The 15117-nt window shown below is 68.1% G+C and carries 15 protein-coding genes; 9 read left to right on the top strand and 6 right to left on the bottom strand.

Going from position 1 to position 15117, the window contains the following annotated elements:
* Positions 1-61 precede the first annotated feature (61 nt).
* From nadE to AB0N61_RS10795, 3 genes are all read left to right on the top strand, one after another.
* Entirely contained in the window at positions 62-880 is an 819-nt protein-coding gene (gene nadE / locus AB0N61_RS10805; RefSeq protein WP_363363897.1) for an ammonia-dependent NAD(+) synthetase, read from the top strand.
* Between the two features lie 68 nt (positions 881-948).
* Positions 949-4419, top strand: coding sequence for a TM0106 family RecB-like putative nuclease (locus tag AB0N61_RS10800; RefSeq protein ID WP_363363895.1), 3471 nt, complete (start codon positions 949-951; stop codon positions 4417-4419).
* Positions 4420-4734: 315 nt separating this feature from the next.
* On the top strand, positions 4735-4860 hold the full coding sequence (locus AB0N61_RS10795) for a hypothetical protein (protein WP_363363893.1): 126 nt from the start codon (positions 4735-4737) through the stop codon (positions 4858-4860).
* Here the strand turns inward: AB0N61_RS10795 and AB0N61_RS10790 are convergent.
* A complete protein-coding gene (locus AB0N61_RS10790; RefSeq protein WP_363364246.1) occupies positions 4850-5878 on the bottom strand; it encodes a methionine synthase in 1029 nt (342 codons plus the stop codon). The genes AB0N61_RS10795 and AB0N61_RS10790 overlap by 11 nt on opposite strands.
* A 20-nt stretch (positions 5879-5898) precedes the next feature.
* Positions 5899-6906, bottom strand: a complete 1008-nt coding sequence (locus tag AB0N61_RS10785) for a putative oxygenase MesX (protein WP_363363891.1) — start codon at positions 6904-6906, stop codon at positions 5899-5901.
* A 122-nt stretch (positions 6907-7028) separates the two neighbouring features.
* On the opposite strand from AB0N61_RS10785, the gene AB0N61_RS10780 reads away from it, so the two are divergent.
* Positions 7029-8009 (top strand): LysR family transcriptional regulator, encoded by a 981-nt coding sequence (locus AB0N61_RS10780; protein WP_363363889.1) that lies wholly within the window; start codon positions 7029-7031, stop codon positions 8007-8009.
* Here the strand turns inward: AB0N61_RS10780 and upp are convergent.
* Positions 7994-8626: a uracil phosphoribosyltransferase gene (gene upp / locus AB0N61_RS10775; RefSeq protein ID WP_167945792.1), complete on the bottom strand. Its 633-nt coding sequence runs from the start codon at positions 8624-8626 to the stop codon at positions 7994-7996. The two genes, AB0N61_RS10780 and upp, sit on opposite strands and share 16 nt — an antisense overlap.
* A gap of 81 nt (positions 8627-8707) precedes the next feature.
* On the opposite strand from upp, the gene tadA reads away from it, so the two are divergent.
* The gene (gene tadA / locus AB0N61_RS10770; protein WP_363363886.1) at positions 8708-9163 is read left to right on the top strand and encodes a tRNA adenosine(34) deaminase TadA; all 456 of its coding nucleotides are present in this window, start codon (positions 8708-8710) and stop codon (positions 9161-9163) included.
* A gap of 22 nt (positions 9164-9185) precedes the next feature.
* Here tadA and AB0N61_RS10765 read toward each other — a convergent pair whose 3' ends face one another.
* Complete coding sequence (locus AB0N61_RS10765) at positions 9186-10157, bottom strand: cation diffusion facilitator family transporter (protein ID WP_363363885.1); 972 nt, start codon at positions 10155-10157, stop codon at positions 9186-9188.
* A 60-nt stretch (positions 10158-10217) separates the two neighbouring features.
* On the opposite strand from AB0N61_RS10765, the gene proC reads away from it, so the two are divergent.
* On the top strand, positions 10218-11057 hold the full coding sequence (proC, locus tag AB0N61_RS10760; protein WP_363363883.1) for a pyrroline-5-carboxylate reductase: 840 nt from the start codon (positions 10218-10220) through the stop codon (positions 11055-11057).
* Between the two features lies 1 nt (position 11058).
* Entirely contained in the window at positions 11059-11346 is a 288-nt protein-coding gene (locus AB0N61_RS10755) for a DUF1905 domain-containing protein (protein ID WP_363363881.1), read from the top strand.
* A gap of 19 nt (positions 11347-11365) precedes the next feature.
* On the opposite strand, the gene AB0N61_RS10750 is transcribed toward AB0N61_RS10755, so the two are convergent.
* Positions 11366-12037 carry a TrkA family potassium uptake protein gene (locus tag AB0N61_RS10750; protein ID WP_047520565.1) on the bottom strand — a complete coding sequence of 224 codons (672 nt, stop codon included), beginning with the start codon at positions 12035-12037 and terminating at the stop codon, positions 11366-11368.
* On the bottom strand, positions 12030-13460 hold the full coding sequence (locus tag AB0N61_RS10745) for a potassium transporter TrkG (protein WP_167945802.1): 1431 nt from the start codon (positions 13458-13460) through the stop codon (positions 12030-12032). Before AB0N61_RS10745 ends, AB0N61_RS10750 begins: the two co-directional genes overlap by 8 nt.
* Positions 13461-13563: 103 nt before the next feature.
* On the opposite strand from AB0N61_RS10745, the gene AB0N61_RS10740 reads away from it, so the two are divergent.
* Positions 13564-13980 carry a metalloregulator ArsR/SmtB family transcription factor gene (locus AB0N61_RS10740; RefSeq protein WP_167946681.1) on the top strand — a complete coding sequence of 139 codons (417 nt, stop codon included), beginning with the start codon at positions 13564-13566 and terminating at the stop codon, positions 13978-13980.
* Between the two features lie 199 nt (positions 13981-14179).
* Entirely contained in the window at positions 14180-15109 is a 930-nt protein-coding gene (locus AB0N61_RS10735; RefSeq protein ID WP_363363877.1) for a cyclase family protein, read from the top strand.
* Positions 15110-15117: the final 8 nt, after the last annotated feature.

Below are 15117 nucleotides of genomic sequence, written 5' to 3'. Positions count from 1 at the left end.
CCCGCGTCATCTCGATGTAACACTGGAGGAGGATACTGACGTCGGCAGACCGGAGGAACACATGACCCTGCAGCAGCAGATCTCTGAAGCGCTCGGCGTGACGGCCGAGATCGACCCCGAGGTCGAGGTGGAGCGGCGAGTGGGGTTCCTCGTCGACTACCTGCGCGCCACCGGCGCGAAGGGTTTCGTGCTCGGCATCTCGGGCGGTCAGGACTCGACGCTCGCCGGACGTCTCGCGCAGCTCGCCGTCGAGCGCGTTCGGGCCGAGGGAGGCGAGGCGAAGTTCCTCGCTGTGCGGCTGCCCTACCGCGTGCAGAAGGACGCGGCGGATGCTCAGGCTGCGCTCGAGTTCATCGAGCCGGACGCGTCGGTGGAGGTGAACATCCAGAACGGCGTCGACGGCGTCGAGGAGGACATCGAGTTCGCCGTCACGAGCGACATCAGCGACTTCAATCGCGGCAACATCAAGGCACGCGTGCGCATGGTGACGCAGTATGCGTTGGCCGGCCACGACGGACTGCTCGTGATCGGCACCGACCACGCGGCCGAGGCGGTGACGGGTTTCTACACGAAGTTCGGCGATGGCGCTGCCGACATCCTTCCGCTCTCCGGGCTCACCAAGCGGCAGGGTCGATCGCTTCTCCTGCTGCTCGGCGCGCCCGATCAGCTCGCATACAAGGTGCCCACCGCCGATCTGCTCGATGGGCAGCCGGGCCGCGCCGATGAGGACGAGCTCGGTCTCACCTACGAGCAGATCGACGACTTCCTCGAGGGCCGCCCTGTCGACCCCGAGGTCGCGGGACGCATCGAGGCGCGCTACCTCGCCACTCAGCACAAGCGCAACCTGCCGGTCACGCCCGACGACTCCTGGTGGCGCTGAGCAGCACGTCGTGATCCCGTGTCGGACGCCGCGGCTAGTGTCGAAGTGTCCGACAGAACGGGAGCATCGTGCGGATCGACACTCAGGCGCAGCGCGTCATCTGGAGCGCGAGCGACCTCAAGGCGGCCGCCGAATGCGAGTTCGCGTGGTGCCGCGCGATCGACGCCAAGCTGGGACGCGTCCCGGCGGTCGACGAGCCCGAAGATGCGACGTTGGCGCGGGCGGCGCTGCTCGGAGACGTGCACGAGCAGAACGTCCTCGCGCGCTATATCGATGAGCTCGGCGCCGATCGGGTTCACCAGATCGAGAAGGTCTCGTCTGTCGACGCAGACGCTCTGGCCGCGGCGGTCGATGAGACGGTTCGGGCGCTCGGTTCCGAGGCGGTCGTCGTCTTCCAGGCGGCCTTCGCGACCCCGGAGTTCGTCGGATTCGCCGACTTCCTGAAGCGTGACGACGACGGTCGCTGGAGGGTGCAGGATTCGAAACTCGCCCGGAGGGCGCGGGTCACCGCACTCATGCAGCTCGCGGCATACGTCGATCAGCTCGACCGGCTGGGCATCCCGCGATCCGACGAGGTCGACCTCATCCTCGGCGACGGCACGCTGAGCACCCACTCCGTCGACGACCTCCTGCCGCTGTTCCAGGTGCGTCGAGCACGTCTGCGCGCGCTCATCGCCGATCGACGGATCGAAGACGGCTCAGCCGGTGCTGCGCTCGCGTGGGGCGACGACCGCGGCGACCTCGAGGTCGTCGCGTGCGGGCGCTGCGCCACGTGCGAAGAGCAGGTGGTCGCCCATCGGGATCTGCTGATGGTCGCCCGGATGCGGCCCGTGCAGCGCGCACGTCTGCGGGCTGCCGGAATCACGACGATCGACGCCCTGGCAGACGCCACCACTCCTCCCGACGGCATGAACACCGACACGTTCGAGACGCTGAGAGCGCAGGCCCGTCTGCAGATCCAGGCGGATGCCGACGGGGCGCCGACCTACGACGTGCACTATGCCGCCGCGATCCACACGCTCCCGGTGCCGAGCCACGGCGACATCTTCTTCGACTTCGAGGGCGACCCTCTCTACACCGAGCCGGCGCCGGACGGTCAGGCTCAGTGGGGGATCGACTACCTCTTCGGTTGGGTCGACAACGCCGATCAGTACACCGCTCTCTGGGCGCATGATTTCGCCGCCGAACGCGAGGCTTTCGAGAGGTTCCTCGACTTCGTGAAGCTGCGGCGCGCCGCTCATCCCGGCATGCACATCTACCACTACGCGCCCTACGAGACCTCGCATCTCGTGGCCATGGCCGCTCGGCACGGGGTCCGCGAGGGGGAGGTCGATCGGCTGCTGCGCGAGGGCGTGTTCGTCGACCTGTATCCGCTGGTGCTGCGCACCGTCCGGGTCGGCACGAGGTCGTACTCCATCAAGAAGCTCGAGCCGCTCTACATGGGTGAGGATGTTCGCACGAGCGACGTCCAGAAGGGCGACGACTCGATCGTGCAGTATGTCGCGGCCCGTGAGCTCGCGGCGGCAGGGGAGCAGGACGCAGCGGATGCCGTGTTCGCCGACCTCGCGGACTACAACCGCTACGACTGCGTCTCGACCCGGCGCCTGCGCAACTGGCTGATCGACATCGCACGGGCAGAGGGCGTGAACCCGGCTCCGCCGGACGAGGCGGACGAGGTGATCTACGAGCCGTCCGCGCGGTCCGTGTCACTGCTCGCTGACGCCGAGCGCGCGGTCGCCGCCGGTGGAGACGGCCAGGTGCACCGCATCGCCGCAGCGGCGATCGACTACTTCCCCCGCGAGGCGAAGAGCTTCTGGGTCTCGCACTTCCAGCGCCTGCGTGAACCCGTCACGATGTGGGACGGCACTCGAGACGTCGTGCGCATCGATCGCGCTTCGTCGACCGTCGAGCGCGACTGGAGCATCGGCGAGGGCCGACGGGTGATGTCGCGGGACATCGCGATCCGCGGTGAGGTGTCGCCGGGCACCACTCTCGGCCCGGGGGCGCAGCCGTTCGCGCTGTATCCCGTGCCGGCGCCCTTCGACACGGAGGTGCCGTCACGAGCGGTGCACATCCCGCACGCGGTGACGGTCGCCGACGTGCTCGACGACGGCTACCTGATCACCGAGACGGCCATCCAGGGGCAGACCTGGGACGAGCTTCCTCTCGCCCTCACCCCGGCTGCGCCGCCGCGCGTCGTCTCGCTGCAGGGCGCGATCGACGAGTGGGCAGACTCCGTCCATGCGGCCGCACCGGGGTTCCCCCGCGACGCGGCCACCGACATCATCCGCCGGATCCCTCCGCGCACAGTGTCCGGGGCTCGGCTGCCCGCGCAGGGCGACGACGCGATCGACGCCATCGTCCGCGGCGTGCTCGACCTCGACCGCAGCTACCTCGCGGTGCAGGGCCCTCCGGGAACCGGCAAGACGTACACGGGATCGCAGGTGATCGCCCGACTGGTGAGGGAGCACGGGTTCCGGATCGGCGTCGTGGCGCAGTCTCACGCGATCATCGAGAACCTGCTCGAACGAGTCGTCGCCGACGGTGTGCCGGCGCGGCAGGTCGGCAAGGCTCCGAAAGACCCCTCGGTCGAGCCGGCCTACACGGTCATCCCCAAGAACGGCATGGCGTCGTTCCTCGGCGAGCACGCCGAGCACGGAGCGGTCGTCGGCGGCACCGCGTGGGACTTCAGCAACACCTCCCGCGTCGAGCGCGGCGGGCTCGACCTCCTCGTGGTCGACGAGGCAGGGCAGTTCTCGCTCGCGTCCACGATCGCCGTCGCGGCCGGAGCGAAGAGCCTGCTGCTCCTCGGCGACCCGCAGCAGCTTCCTCAGGTCAGCCAGGGCGCGCACCCCGAACCGGTCGACACCTCGGCGCTCGGCTGGGTCATGGACGGCGATGCGGTGATCGACCGCGACCACGGCTACTTCCTCGCGAGGTCGTGGCGCATGCATCCGTTCGTCGCAGGCCCGGTGTCGAAGCTCGCCTACGCGGGCCGGCTCGCCTCCGCTCCCGGAACAGAGCGGCGATCCATCGACGGGGTCGACCCGGGGCTCCACGTCGTCCCTCTGCGGCACCGGGGCAACGCCACCGAGTCGCCGGAGGAGGCTGCCGAGGTCGTCGCGATCGTGCGAGACCTCGTCGGGCGGGCATTCACCGACAACGATGCCGAGGCGACTGTGCGTCCGCTCACCCAGAGCGACATCATCGTCGTCGCTCCTTACAACGCCCAGCGCCAGCATGTTCACGATGCGCTCGCCGCGGCAGGGTTCCCCGATGTCCCCGTCGGCACGGTCGACAACTTCCAGGGCAAGGAGGCCGTGGTCTCGATCACGTCGCTCGCGGCGTCCAGCGGACGCGATGCTCCGCGCGGCCCGGAGTTCCTCCTGCTGCAGAACCGGTTGAACGTCGCGATCTCGAGGGCTCAGGTCGCGGCGTACCTGATCCATTCCCCGGCTCTGCTCGACGATCTCCCGCGCACTCCAGAGGGGGTCGCGCGCATGAGCGCCTTCGCGCGTCTGGTCGGAGCGGCGAGCTGACATGCACACCGCCGACGAGATCCTGCGCGCCGCGGCCGCGTGGGTGTGGTTCCCCCGAGGCAGCGAGCAGCAGAACACCGAGCTGCAGCTGGTGCGGTATCCCGAGCGGTTCGGCGGCGGTGTGCGAGGGTCGCGGGTCCGGCGACCCTCGACGCCCGTACTCACCTCCGCATTCTCGCGCGCCTCGACGGACAGGGCGTCAGCACCGGCGGAAGCACGATCGTCGACGGGTTCGCCCGGCTGTGGGGAGCGGCCACACTCGAGCAGGTCCGGGGGCGCGGCGCATACCGAGCCGTGCTCGCCGAGCGACTGCGCGTGAGTGCGACGTTCGGGGCGGAGACGGCACTCGTCAAGGGACGCACATCGACATCAGCACCGATTCTGGCGAAGGCGGGATTCACCCACTTCGCCGACGAGCGCGGCTACCGCCTCACGGTGTGAGTTCGTCGCGGACGATTCGCGCTCCGGCAGACAGTGCGCTCATCTTCTCGAGCGCCACCCGCCTCGGCAGGGGAGCCATGCCGCAGTTCGAGCTCGGGATGAGCAGGTCGGCGTCGACGAACTCGAGCGCCCGCCGAAGGGTATCGGCGACCTCTTCCGGCGTCTCGATCTGCTCGCTCGCGACGTCGATCGCCCCGAGCATGACCTTCTTGCCGCGGATCAGCTCGATGAGGTCGATCGGCACGTGGGAGTGGTGGCTCTCGAGAGAGACGATGTCGATGGTGGATCGCTGCAGCAGAGGGAAGGACTCCTCGTACTGCCGCCACTCGGCCCCGAGAGTCGCCTTCCAGTCGTTGTTGGCCTTGATCCCGTAGCCGTAGCAGATGTGCACCGCGGTCTCCGCGCGCAGTCCTTCTGCAGCCCGCTCGAGGGCGGCGACGCCCCAGTCCTTCATCTCGTCGAAGAACACGTTGAACGCGGGCTCGTCGAACTGGATGATGTCCACTCCGGCGGCCTCGAGCTCCCTGGCCTCCTGATTGAGGATCGTCGCGAACTCCCACGCCAGCTTCTCGCGGCTGCGGTAGTGGCGGTCCGAGAGGGTGTCGATCATCGTCATCGGACCCGGCAGCGCCCACTTGATCGGCTGGTCGGTCTGCCGGCGCAGAAACGCCGCGTCGTCCACGAACACCGGCGCCCGACGGCTCACCGCGCCCACGACGGTCGGCACGCTCGCGTCATAGCGGTCACGGATCCGCACCGTCTCCCGGTTCTCGAAGTCGACGCCGTCGAGGTGCTCGATGAAGGTGGTGACGAAGTGTTGACGGGTCTGCTCGCCATCGCTGACGATGTCGATCCCGCGTCGACGCTGCTCGTGCACCGCGGCGCGCAGAGCATCATGCTTGCCTTCGACGAGCGCATCGCCCTGCAGCTCCCACGGAGACCAGAGCACTTCGGGTCGAGCGAGCCACGCCGGCTTGGGCAGGCTTCCGACGATCGAGGTGGGGAGGAGCTCTCGCACGGTCGACGTTCCGGCGCCGGTCATCGGACCGGGGTGGGGGAGGTCGAGGCGAGCGAGGAGGGAGCCGGATATCCGGCCGCCCACTCATCCAGCACGTGTCGGTGCGGCGTCACGAAGTGCTCGTCGGCGTAGCGCCCCTGCACGACCGCGAGCTGGCTGCGTTCTTCGCGGTCGTACGTGATCTCCGTCGGCCGGTAGTCCTCGTGCGCCAGGCTCGGACGGTACACCTCCTCGGCAGGGGTGTTCGCGTTGTAGATCTCGGGCCGGTAGATCTTCTGGAAGGTCTCCATCGTGCTGATCGTCCCGATGAGCTGCAGGTCGGAGTAGTCGCTCAGAAGGTCGCCCCGGAAGTAGAAGGCGAGCGGGGCGACGCTGCCACGCGGCATGAAGTACCGCACCTGCAGCCCCATCTTCCCGAAGTATTCGTCGGTGAGCGAGAAGGAATCCTGCACGTACTCGTCCCCGAGCACCGGGTGGTGGTTCCCGTTGCGGCTGTACGTCCTGCTGGTCGAGACGCTGATGCAGATCACCGGCAGCGTCGGGAAGCGCTCCCGGTATGCGTCGGACTCGAGGAAGTGCTGGAACAGCTTGCCGTGCAGCACGCCGAAGTCGTCGGGCGTCGCGAACCCGCCGGCAGCCGCGCTGGCCGCAGGCAGGACGATGCTGAAGTCGTAGTCGCGCAGGTAGGAGGAGAAGTTGTTCCCCACGATGCCGTGGTGGCGCTCGCCGGTGACCCGGTCGACGATGTGGATGTCGAGCATCTCGAGCACCGGGAAGTCCTCGTCCCGTCCGTCGGCGAAGCGCAGCTGCACCGAGACGATGTCGAGCTCGACGGCGTAGCGCTCCTCTCCGCCCGCGAGGTCGGTGAAGCGGCGGTCGATCATCTCCAGAGCGTTGCGCAGATTCTGCTGGCGGCGCTCGCCGCGGGCGAGGTTGGCGAAGTTCGTGGTGATGCGCGAGCTGTCGGACGGGGCGTAGTCCTCGTCGAAGCGGGTGGTGGTGATGCTGAACGTGATCTCGTTCGCCATGAGGGGGCCAATCCGGGGGGAGGAGGCCGATCGGGCCTCGCGAAAGCGGTGATCTCATAGTGCAGTCGTGGACGGGGTATCGGGTAATTCGGCTCCACTATGCAGTGATATAGCCTTCTCCTATGCCACGTCGATCGAGCGGAATCACACTGCAACAGCTCCAGTACTTCATCGAGGTTGCTGCGGAGGGCTCCATCACCGCGGCGGCCGACATGCTCTATGTCGCCCAGCCCACGATGTCGGCGGCGATGAAGGACCTCGAGAGCCGAGTCGGACGAGCGCTGCTCACCCGCTCGCCGAGAGGGGTCACGCTCACGAGCGACGGCTCGGAGTTCCTCGGCTATGCCAGACAGATCGTCGAGCAGGCCGAACTGCTCGAGCAGCGCTACCTCGGAAGGCCGCCGTCACGCCGTCTTCTCGGAGTCTCCACTCAGCACTATTCCTTCGCCGTCGACGCGTTCGTGCGGATGGTCAAGCGCACGAACGCGGCCGAATACGAGTTCTCGCTCCGCGAGACGCGCACGTGGGACATCATCGAGGATGTGCGGACTCTCCGCAGCGAACTCGGCATCCTGTTCCGCAACGACTTCAACCGGAACGTGATCGACAAGCTCCTCCGGGATTCCGGTCTCGCGTTCCATCCGCTCTTCATCGCCGATCCGCACATCTTCGTCTCACGTCGGAATGCGCTCGCGTCCCGACAGCGGGCGACCCTCGACGATCTGGTCGGGCTGCCGAGGCTCACCTTCGACCAGGGTGCGAACAACTCCTTCTATTTCGCGGAGGAGATCCTCTCCACCCTGTCGAGCGCGCGCGAGATCAGGGTGTCCGACCGCGCGACGATCTTCAACCTGATGATCGGTCTGGACGGCTACACGATCTCGACGGGCATCATCAGCGACGACCTCGATCCCGAGATCGTCGCCGTGCCTCTCGACGTCGACGAGCGCATCGAGATCGGCTGGATCGGACGCACCGCGATCCCCCTCACCGAGCAGGCGCGGCAGTATCTCGTCGAGGTGCGCGATGTCGTCGCAGGCTTCGGGGTGGCGCTGCTCGACGACGAACCGCGCGAGCCGACACCCCGTCAGACGGTGCCGTAGAGCCGGTCGCCCGCGTCGCCGAGACCGGGAACGATGTAGCCCTTCTCGTTCAGGCGCTCATCGAGAGCTCCCAGCACGATCGTCACATCACGGTCTCCGACCAGCGCCTCGATCGCGGCGAGGCCCTCAGGGGTTCCCAGCAGGCAGATGGCCGTGACGTCCTTGGCTCCACGGTCGAAGAGGAACTGGATGGCGGCAGCGAGCGAGCCGCCGGTCGCGAGCATGGGGTCGATCGCGAAGCACTGGCGATCGCTCAGATCGTCGGGAAGGCGCTCGGCGTAGGTGGTCGGCTCGAAGGTCTGCTCGTCGCGGACCATGCCCAGGAACCCGACCTCCGCAGTCGGCAGCAGCTTCACCAGGCCCTCGAGCATGCCGAGGCCGGCGCGCAGAATCGGCACGACGATGGGACGGGGCTCCGAGATCTTCACACCCATCGTGGTCGTCACGGGAGTGGTGATCTCGACCGGGCTGACCTTCACATTGCGGGTCGCCTCGTACGCGAGCAGCGTCACGAGCTCTTCGGTCAGCTGACGGAAGACGGGCGACGGCGTGCGATGGTCGCGCAGCACCGAGAGCTTGTGAGTGACGAGAGGGTGGTCGGCGACGTGGACACGCATGAATACAGGCTAATGCGCCGGGGGCTTCGGCACGACATCGGGTGCCGTCAGCTGCCCGCGCGGCTGTCGTAGGCTCGACGCATGACCGCCTCCGACTCCCGTGCGATGCGGCGCGCTCTCGAGCTCGCAGCCGACGCCTCGGCGGCCTCGGAGATCCCGGTCGGCGCCGTCGTACTCGACGCCGAGGGGCGGATCATCGCGGAAGGGCGCAACCACCGCGAGGCCACGCACGATCCCACCGGTCACGCGGAGATCGCGGCCCTGCGGGCGGCGGCGGCATCCGTCGGCTCGTGGAATCTCGACGGCCACACGCTCGTCGTGACCCTCGAGCCCTGCATCATGTGCGCGGGCGCCATCCTGCAGGCGCGGATCGCACGGGTCGTGTTCGGTGCGTGGGACGACAAGGCGGGGGCCGCCGGCTCCATGTACGACGTGCTGCGCGATCGTCGGCTGCCCTATCGCGCCGAGGTCGTCGGCGGGGTCGAGGCGGATGCTGCCACAGCGCTGCTGCGGAGCTTCTTCGAGCAGCGCCGCTGACGATCGCGCGGATCTGCGCCGGTCAGTCCGAGGACTTGAGGACGAACACGTCGGTCGAGGGCTCGGGGTCGAGAGACGGGCGGTACACGTCGGGCTCGATGTAGATCACGCGCGCGATCGGCAGAGCCTCGCGGATGCGGGCCTCGATCGCGTCGATGTCGACGGCTGCCTCGCGCAGCGGCTTGTCGGCGTTGAGCGCAATCTTCGCCGCGACCATCAGCTCGTCCGGGCCGAGGTAGAGCGTCTTCATGTGGATGATCTTCTCGATCTCGTCGCCCGCGTTGATGGCATCGACGATGCGATCGTGGTCGGCCGGCGTCGCGCCCTCTCCCACCAGGAGGCTCTTCGTCTCGACGCCGAGCGCGATCGCGATGAGCACCAGCAGGATGCCGATCATCAGGGTGCCGAGCGCATCGAACAGCGGGTTGCCGGTGATCACGGTGAGCCCGACGCCGAGCAGCGCGAACGTGAGGCCGGTGAGCGCCCCGACATCCTCGAGGAGCACGACTGGCAGCTCCGGCGCCTTCGCGCGGCGCACGAACGACACCCACGACTGGCCCGTGTCGCGCACGAGATTGCTCTCCTTGACGGCGGTGCGCAGCGAGAACGACTCCAGGCCGATCGCGACCACGAGAACCACGATCGGGAGCCACCACCACGTCTGGTCGAGCTCGTGCGGGTGGGTGAGCTTGTCGATCGCCTCGTAGATCGCGAACAGGCCTCCCACGGAGAACAGGATGATCGACACCACGAAGGCGTAGACATAGCGTTCGCGCCCGTAGCCGAAGGGGTGGGCCCTGTCGGCTTCGCGCTTCGCCTTGCGTCCGCCGAGCATGAGCAGGAGCTGGTTGCCGGAGTCGGCGACCGAGTGGATCGCCTCCGCCAGCATCGAGGCCGACCCTGACAGCGCCCATGCGATGAACTTCGCCAGGGCGATGCCCAGGTTCGCCAGGAACGCCGCGAGAATGGCCTTGCCGCCGCCGGATGCACTCATGCGTCGAGTCTAGATCGGCTCGTCCGCGGTCGCCTGGTGCGCCCGCCGTAGGATGACGACATGGCTGATTCTCTCCCCGCTCTCGCGTTCCTCGGTGCCGGATCCATGGGCGGCGCGATCCTGCGAGGGGTCGTCGCATCCGGCATCCACGTCGAGGGGGGAATCACCGCGACCAATCGCACACCCGAGAAGGCGGCTTCCTTCGTCGACCTCGACGGCGTCACGAGCATCGCGCTCTCCGAGATGCCGGACGGCAACGCGGATGCGGTCGCGAACGCCCACATCGTGCTGGTGGGCGTGAAGCCCGCGATGGTCCCGGATCTTCTTCGCGAGATCGCCCCGCACCTCGCCGACGACGCGATCGTCGTGAGCCTCGCCGCCGGTGTGACGCTGCAGACCTTCGCCGACAACCTCGGCGCCGATGTCCGCGTCATCCGCTCCATGCCGAACACCCCCTCGACCGTCGGCAAGGGGGTCACGGGGCTCGCCGCGGGCGCCGCGGCGTCCGCCGACGATCTCGCGCTGGTGCACCGGCTCTTCGCGACCGTGGGCGCGGTCGTCGAGGTGCCCGAATCGCAGATCGATGCGCTCTCGACGATCTCGGGCTCGGGGCCCGCCTACGTCTACCTCCTGATCGAGGAGCTGACGAAGGCAGCCATCGGCATGGGGTTCAGCGAGACCGATGCCCGCACCATGGTCGAGCAGACCTTCATCGGCGCCACTGCGCTGCTCGACGCGTCGGGCGAGGAGCCGTCCGAGCTCCGGCGCAGGGTCACCAGCCCCAAGGGCACGACAGAGAAGGCCGTCGCGGTGCTGCAGGACGCGCACCTCGACCGCACCTTCGCGGATGCTGCCGCTGCGGCTCTCGCCCGGGCGAAGGAACTGGCAGCCGGAGCCTGACATGCGGCTGCGGTTCTCGGGCGAGATCTGGTTCTGGCGCGGACCGGCGCCGTTCCACTTCGTCACCGTGCCGCCCGTCGAGAGCGAGATGATCGGCGACGTGGCGAACGTCGTCACCTACGGCTGGGGGATGATCCCCGCATCGGTCACGATAGGGAGCACGACCGTCACGACCGCGCTCTGGCCGAAGGACGGCGGCTACATCGTCCCCATCAAGAAGGCGCTGCAGGACAGCGAGCGCGTCACGGTCGACGACCTCGTCGAGATCACGCTCGACATCGACGCCTGACGCGCGAGGGGCAGGCCGCTCAGCGGTCGAGGGCGGCGAAGCGCTCGATGTCGCTGTTGGTGCCCGAGACGATGATCAGGTCGTGGTTGGTCACGATCGTGTTGGCCTCGGCGTAGCGGAAGGGCTTGCCCGGGCTCTTCACCCCGACCACCGTCACCTTGTACTTGCTCCGCACGCCCGACTCGTTCAGGCCCACGCCGCGGATGAACTTCGGCGGGTACATCTTCGCCAGCACGAAGTCGTCGTCGAAGCGGATGAAGTCGAGCATCCGCCCCGAGACGAGGTGCGCGACGCGCTCGCCGGCCTCGCGCTCGGGGTAGATCACGTGGTTCGCGCCGACGCGGGCGAGGATCTTGCCGTGCGACTGCGAGACCGCCTTGGCCCAGATCTGCGGCACCTTGAGGTCGACGAGGTTCGCGGTGATCAACACGGACGCCTCGATCGACGAGCCGACCGCGACGACGGCGACCTGGAAGTCCTGGGCGCCGATCTGCCGCAGAGCGTCGATGTTCTTGGCATCGGCCTGCACGGTGTGCGTGACGCGGTCCGACCACTTCTGCACGAGCTCGAGATTGTCGTCGATCGCCAGGACCTCGCGATCGAGGCGATCGAGTTCGCCTGCGCAGGCGGCACCGAACCGGCCGAGACCGATGACGAGGACGGGAGCGTCGCCCCGGAGGACTTCAACCAACGATCGGCCTTTCCACGGGCAGTGAGTAGTACTGCGTGCGCGATGTCGCGGCGACGGCCGCGGCGAGAGTCACTGTACCAACGCGCCCCATGAAGATGGTGGCGGCGAGCACATAGGCGCCGGAGTCGGGCAGCTCCGCCGTGAGACCGGTCGAGAGGCCCACCGTGGCGAACGCCGAGATCACATCGAACAGCACATGGCTGATGTCGTCCTTGGTGATCTGCGCGATGATGATCGTCGACAGCGCGACGATGGTCGCGCCCCAGGCGACGACGCTGAGCGCCACGCGCTGCACGTCGCTCGGGATGCGGCGGCCGAACGCCTCGACCGACTGGCGGCCCTTCGCCTCGGACCACACGGCGATCGCGAGCACCGCGAGGGTCGTGACCTTGATTCCACCGGCGGTGGACGCCGAGCCGCCGCCGACGAACATCAGCATGCTGGCGGCGAGCAGAGAGGAGCCGTTCAGGTCGTCCATCTCGATGACGTTGAAGCCGCCCGACCGGGTCATGGCAGACAGGAAGAACGCCTGGAACGTGGTGTCCGCGGCGTCCATCGACCCGAACGTCTTGGGGTTGGCGTATTCGAGGATCAGGAAGACCGCGGCTCCGAGCACGAAGAGCAGCACGGTCGTGACGAGGGTGAGCTTGGTGTGCAGCGACCACTTCTTCACGTGCCACACGTGCTTGGCCAACGTGTAGATCACCGGGAATCCGATGCTGCCGAGGAACACCCCCACCATCAGCAGTGACAGCACGAGGTAGTCGTCGGCGAAGACGGCCACGCCGCCGGCGTTCGGTGCGAAGCCGGTGTTCGTGAAGGCCATCGCGGCGAAGTAGGGCGCCTCCCACAGAGCGGCGATCGGCTCGACGCCCGCCATCACGAGCGCCGGGTAGAGCAGGACCGCCAGCGCGCCCTCGATGATGAGGGCCGAGACGGCGACGGTCGTGAGCAGCTGACCGACCTCGCCGAGCCGCACGGTCTGGCTCTCGTTGACCACCCCGCCGTGCGCCCGCATGGGGTTCGTGTCGCCGGCGGCCATGAGCTTCGCGCGGAGGCCGAGGCGCTTGGAGATGAGCATGCCCATCAGTGACGCGAGCGTCAGGACGCCGAGCGCGCCGATGTTGACGCCGATGAAGATCAGCACATGACCGAAGGGCGACCAGTGGGTGGCCATGTCGACGGTCGCGAGACCGGTGACGCAGATGGTCGACACCGCGGTGAACAGCGCGTCGGCCAGCGGGGTCACGGTGCGAGAGGCCGAGGCGATCGGCAGCGACAGCAGCACGGTGAAGACGAGGATGAGCAGTGCGAAGATCACGATCGCGAAGCGCGACGGCGACGAGGTGATCAGATGCTTGCCCCAGGAGGCGGCGTTCTGGAGCTGGTGCCGAGGAGACGACGCCGAAGCGATGCCCGACATCGCGTCCCCCTTCATTCTCCCGCCGCGTCGCCCGCGGCCGCACGACGCCGATCGCCGAGCCTTCGTCATGGTACTCCGTGCCGGGGACGACTACCCTGATCACATGACGGACATCTTCGACGTGATCGCAGACGGTACGAGGCGAGACATCCTCCAGCTCCTTCTGCGACGCACCGCCGAAGGGGACGCCGGCACGAGCGTGAGCCAGATCGTGGCCGATCTCGGCATCAGCCAGCCGACCGTCTCGAAGCATCTGAAGGTTCTGCGCGAGGCCGAGCTGGTCAGCGTGCGCGAAGACGGCCAGCGTCGTTTCTACAGTCTCGCCGTCGAACCGCTGGCGGCCGTGGACGACTGGCTCGTGCCCTTCCTCATGGATGCGTACGGCGACGATGCGCCCGACATCGACTATCCCGGACTGCCACTGCCCGATGGCGCCGCGCATGCGGCCGAGGTCGTCGGTCGCGCCGCGGCATCCGCGAAGCACGTGGTCACGACGGCTCTCAAGCGCCTCGGCGGCTGACCCTTCGGACGCACGTCGCCCCTGACGATCCGGGGGGCAGTCGTCAGGGGCGATGCCGCGGGCCCCAGCCCGCGTGACTCGGATGGTGCCATCGTGAGTCGTCCGACCACCGTCCCAGATCAGCCTGAGCGGTTGCGGGACACGTCCTATGTCTCGGCTGTGATCGACGGCGCCCGCCCACGCTTGCCATGATGAGGGGATGACCACGGGATCCCCTGAATACCGCGCGCACTTCGACTTCGCGATCTCGTTCGCGAACGGCGGGGGGATGCGTGGAGAGGGCTTCCGCCTCGACCTGCCCGACCCAGGCCTCGGAGCCGAGGAGATCGGCGCGCAGCTCGTGCGGCATCTCGGTCTCGCGCTCGTCAGCTCGGTGGAGCTGGATCGACTCCGCATCGTGGAGGAGGCTCATCGGGGCAGCCGGGGCGTGGCGGAGCCCGGGCGACCCGTGCGGCGCGTGATCGACCTCAGCCACACGATCGAGGCGGGGCTCGTCACCTACCCGGGGCTTCCCGAGCCGACGATCACCCCTCATCTCACCCGCGAGGACTCCCGCGCGAAGTACGCGCCGGGCACCGAGTTCGCGATGGACGTCATCACGATGATCGGCAACACCGGCACCTACCTCGACGCCCCGTATCACCGCTACGCAGACGGGGGAGACCTGGCGTCGCTCGAGCTGAGCTCGCTGGTGGACCTGCGGGCGGAGGTGTTCCATCTGCACGATGCGTGGGACGCCGAGCGCAGGGGGATCGATGCGGTCACGCTCGCCGACCGCGACCTGTGCGGCAGGGCCGTGCTCCTGGACACGGGGTGGAGCAGACACTTCGGCACGCCCGAGTACGGGCGGGGCGCTCCCTTCCTGACCGCTGCCGGAGCTCGCTTCCTGGTCGATGCGGGTGTCTGCCTCGTGGGTATCGACTCTCTGAACATCGACGACACCGAGAGCGGGGGAGAGCGGCCAGCGCACAGCATCCTGCTCGCCGCCGGGGTGCATGTGGTCGAGCACCTGACGAGTCTGGCCGAGGTGCCCGCCCGTGGCGCGAGATTCACGGCGGCTCCTCCGGCCGTGCGCGGATTCGGAACCTTTCCTGTTCGCGCCTTCGCCACCATCGGGGAAGCACACTGATCACACAG

The sequence above is a fragment of the Microbacterium sp. NPDC089320 genome (assembly GCF_040684875.1).
Classification (GTDB): domain Bacteria; phylum Actinomycetota; class Actinomycetes; order Actinomycetales; family Microbacteriaceae; genus Microbacterium.
This window is presented reverse-complemented; position numbering and strand designations above follow the sequence as displayed.

Coding starts and splice junctions, on each gene's coding strand:
- AB0N61_RS10740 (WP_167946681.1), top strand. CDS start 13,564: ATGACGGACATCTTCGACGTGATCGCAGACGGTACGAGGCGAGACATC.
- nadE (WP_363363897.1), top strand. CDS start 62: ATGACCCTGCAGCAGCAGATCTCTGAAGCGCTCGGCGTGACGGCCGAG.
- AB0N61_RS10735 (WP_363363877.1), top strand. CDS start 14,180: ATGACCACGGGATCCCCTGAATACCGCGCGCACTTCGACTTCGCGATC.
- AB0N61_RS10785 (WP_363363891.1), bottom strand. CDS start 6,906: ATGGCGAACGAGATCACGTTCAGCATCACCACCACCCGCTTCGACGAG.
- AB0N61_RS10765 (WP_363363885.1), bottom strand. CDS start 10,157: ATGAGTGCATCCGGCGGCGGCAAGGCCATTCTCGCGGCGTTCCTGGCG.
- AB0N61_RS10780 (WP_363363889.1), top strand. CDS start 7,029: ATGCCACGTCGATCGAGCGGAATCACACTGCAACAGCTCCAGTACTTC.
- proC (WP_363363883.1), top strand. CDS start 10,218: ATGGCTGATTCTCTCCCCGCTCTCGCGTTCCTCGGTGCCGGATCCATG.
- tadA (WP_363363886.1), top strand. CDS start 8,708: ATGACCGCCTCCGACTCCCGTGCGATGCGGCGCGCTCTCGAGCTCGCA.
- AB0N61_RS10755 (WP_363363881.1), top strand. CDS start 11,059: ATGCGGCTGCGGTTCTCGGGCGAGATCTGGTTCTGGCGCGGACCGGCG.
- upp (WP_167945792.1), bottom strand. CDS start 8,626: ATGCGTGTCCACGTCGCCGACCACCCTCTCGTCACTCACAAGCTCTCG.
- AB0N61_RS10745 (WP_167945802.1), bottom strand. CDS start 13,460: ATGTCGGGCATCGCTTCGGCGTCGTCTCCTCGGCACCAGCTCCAGAAC.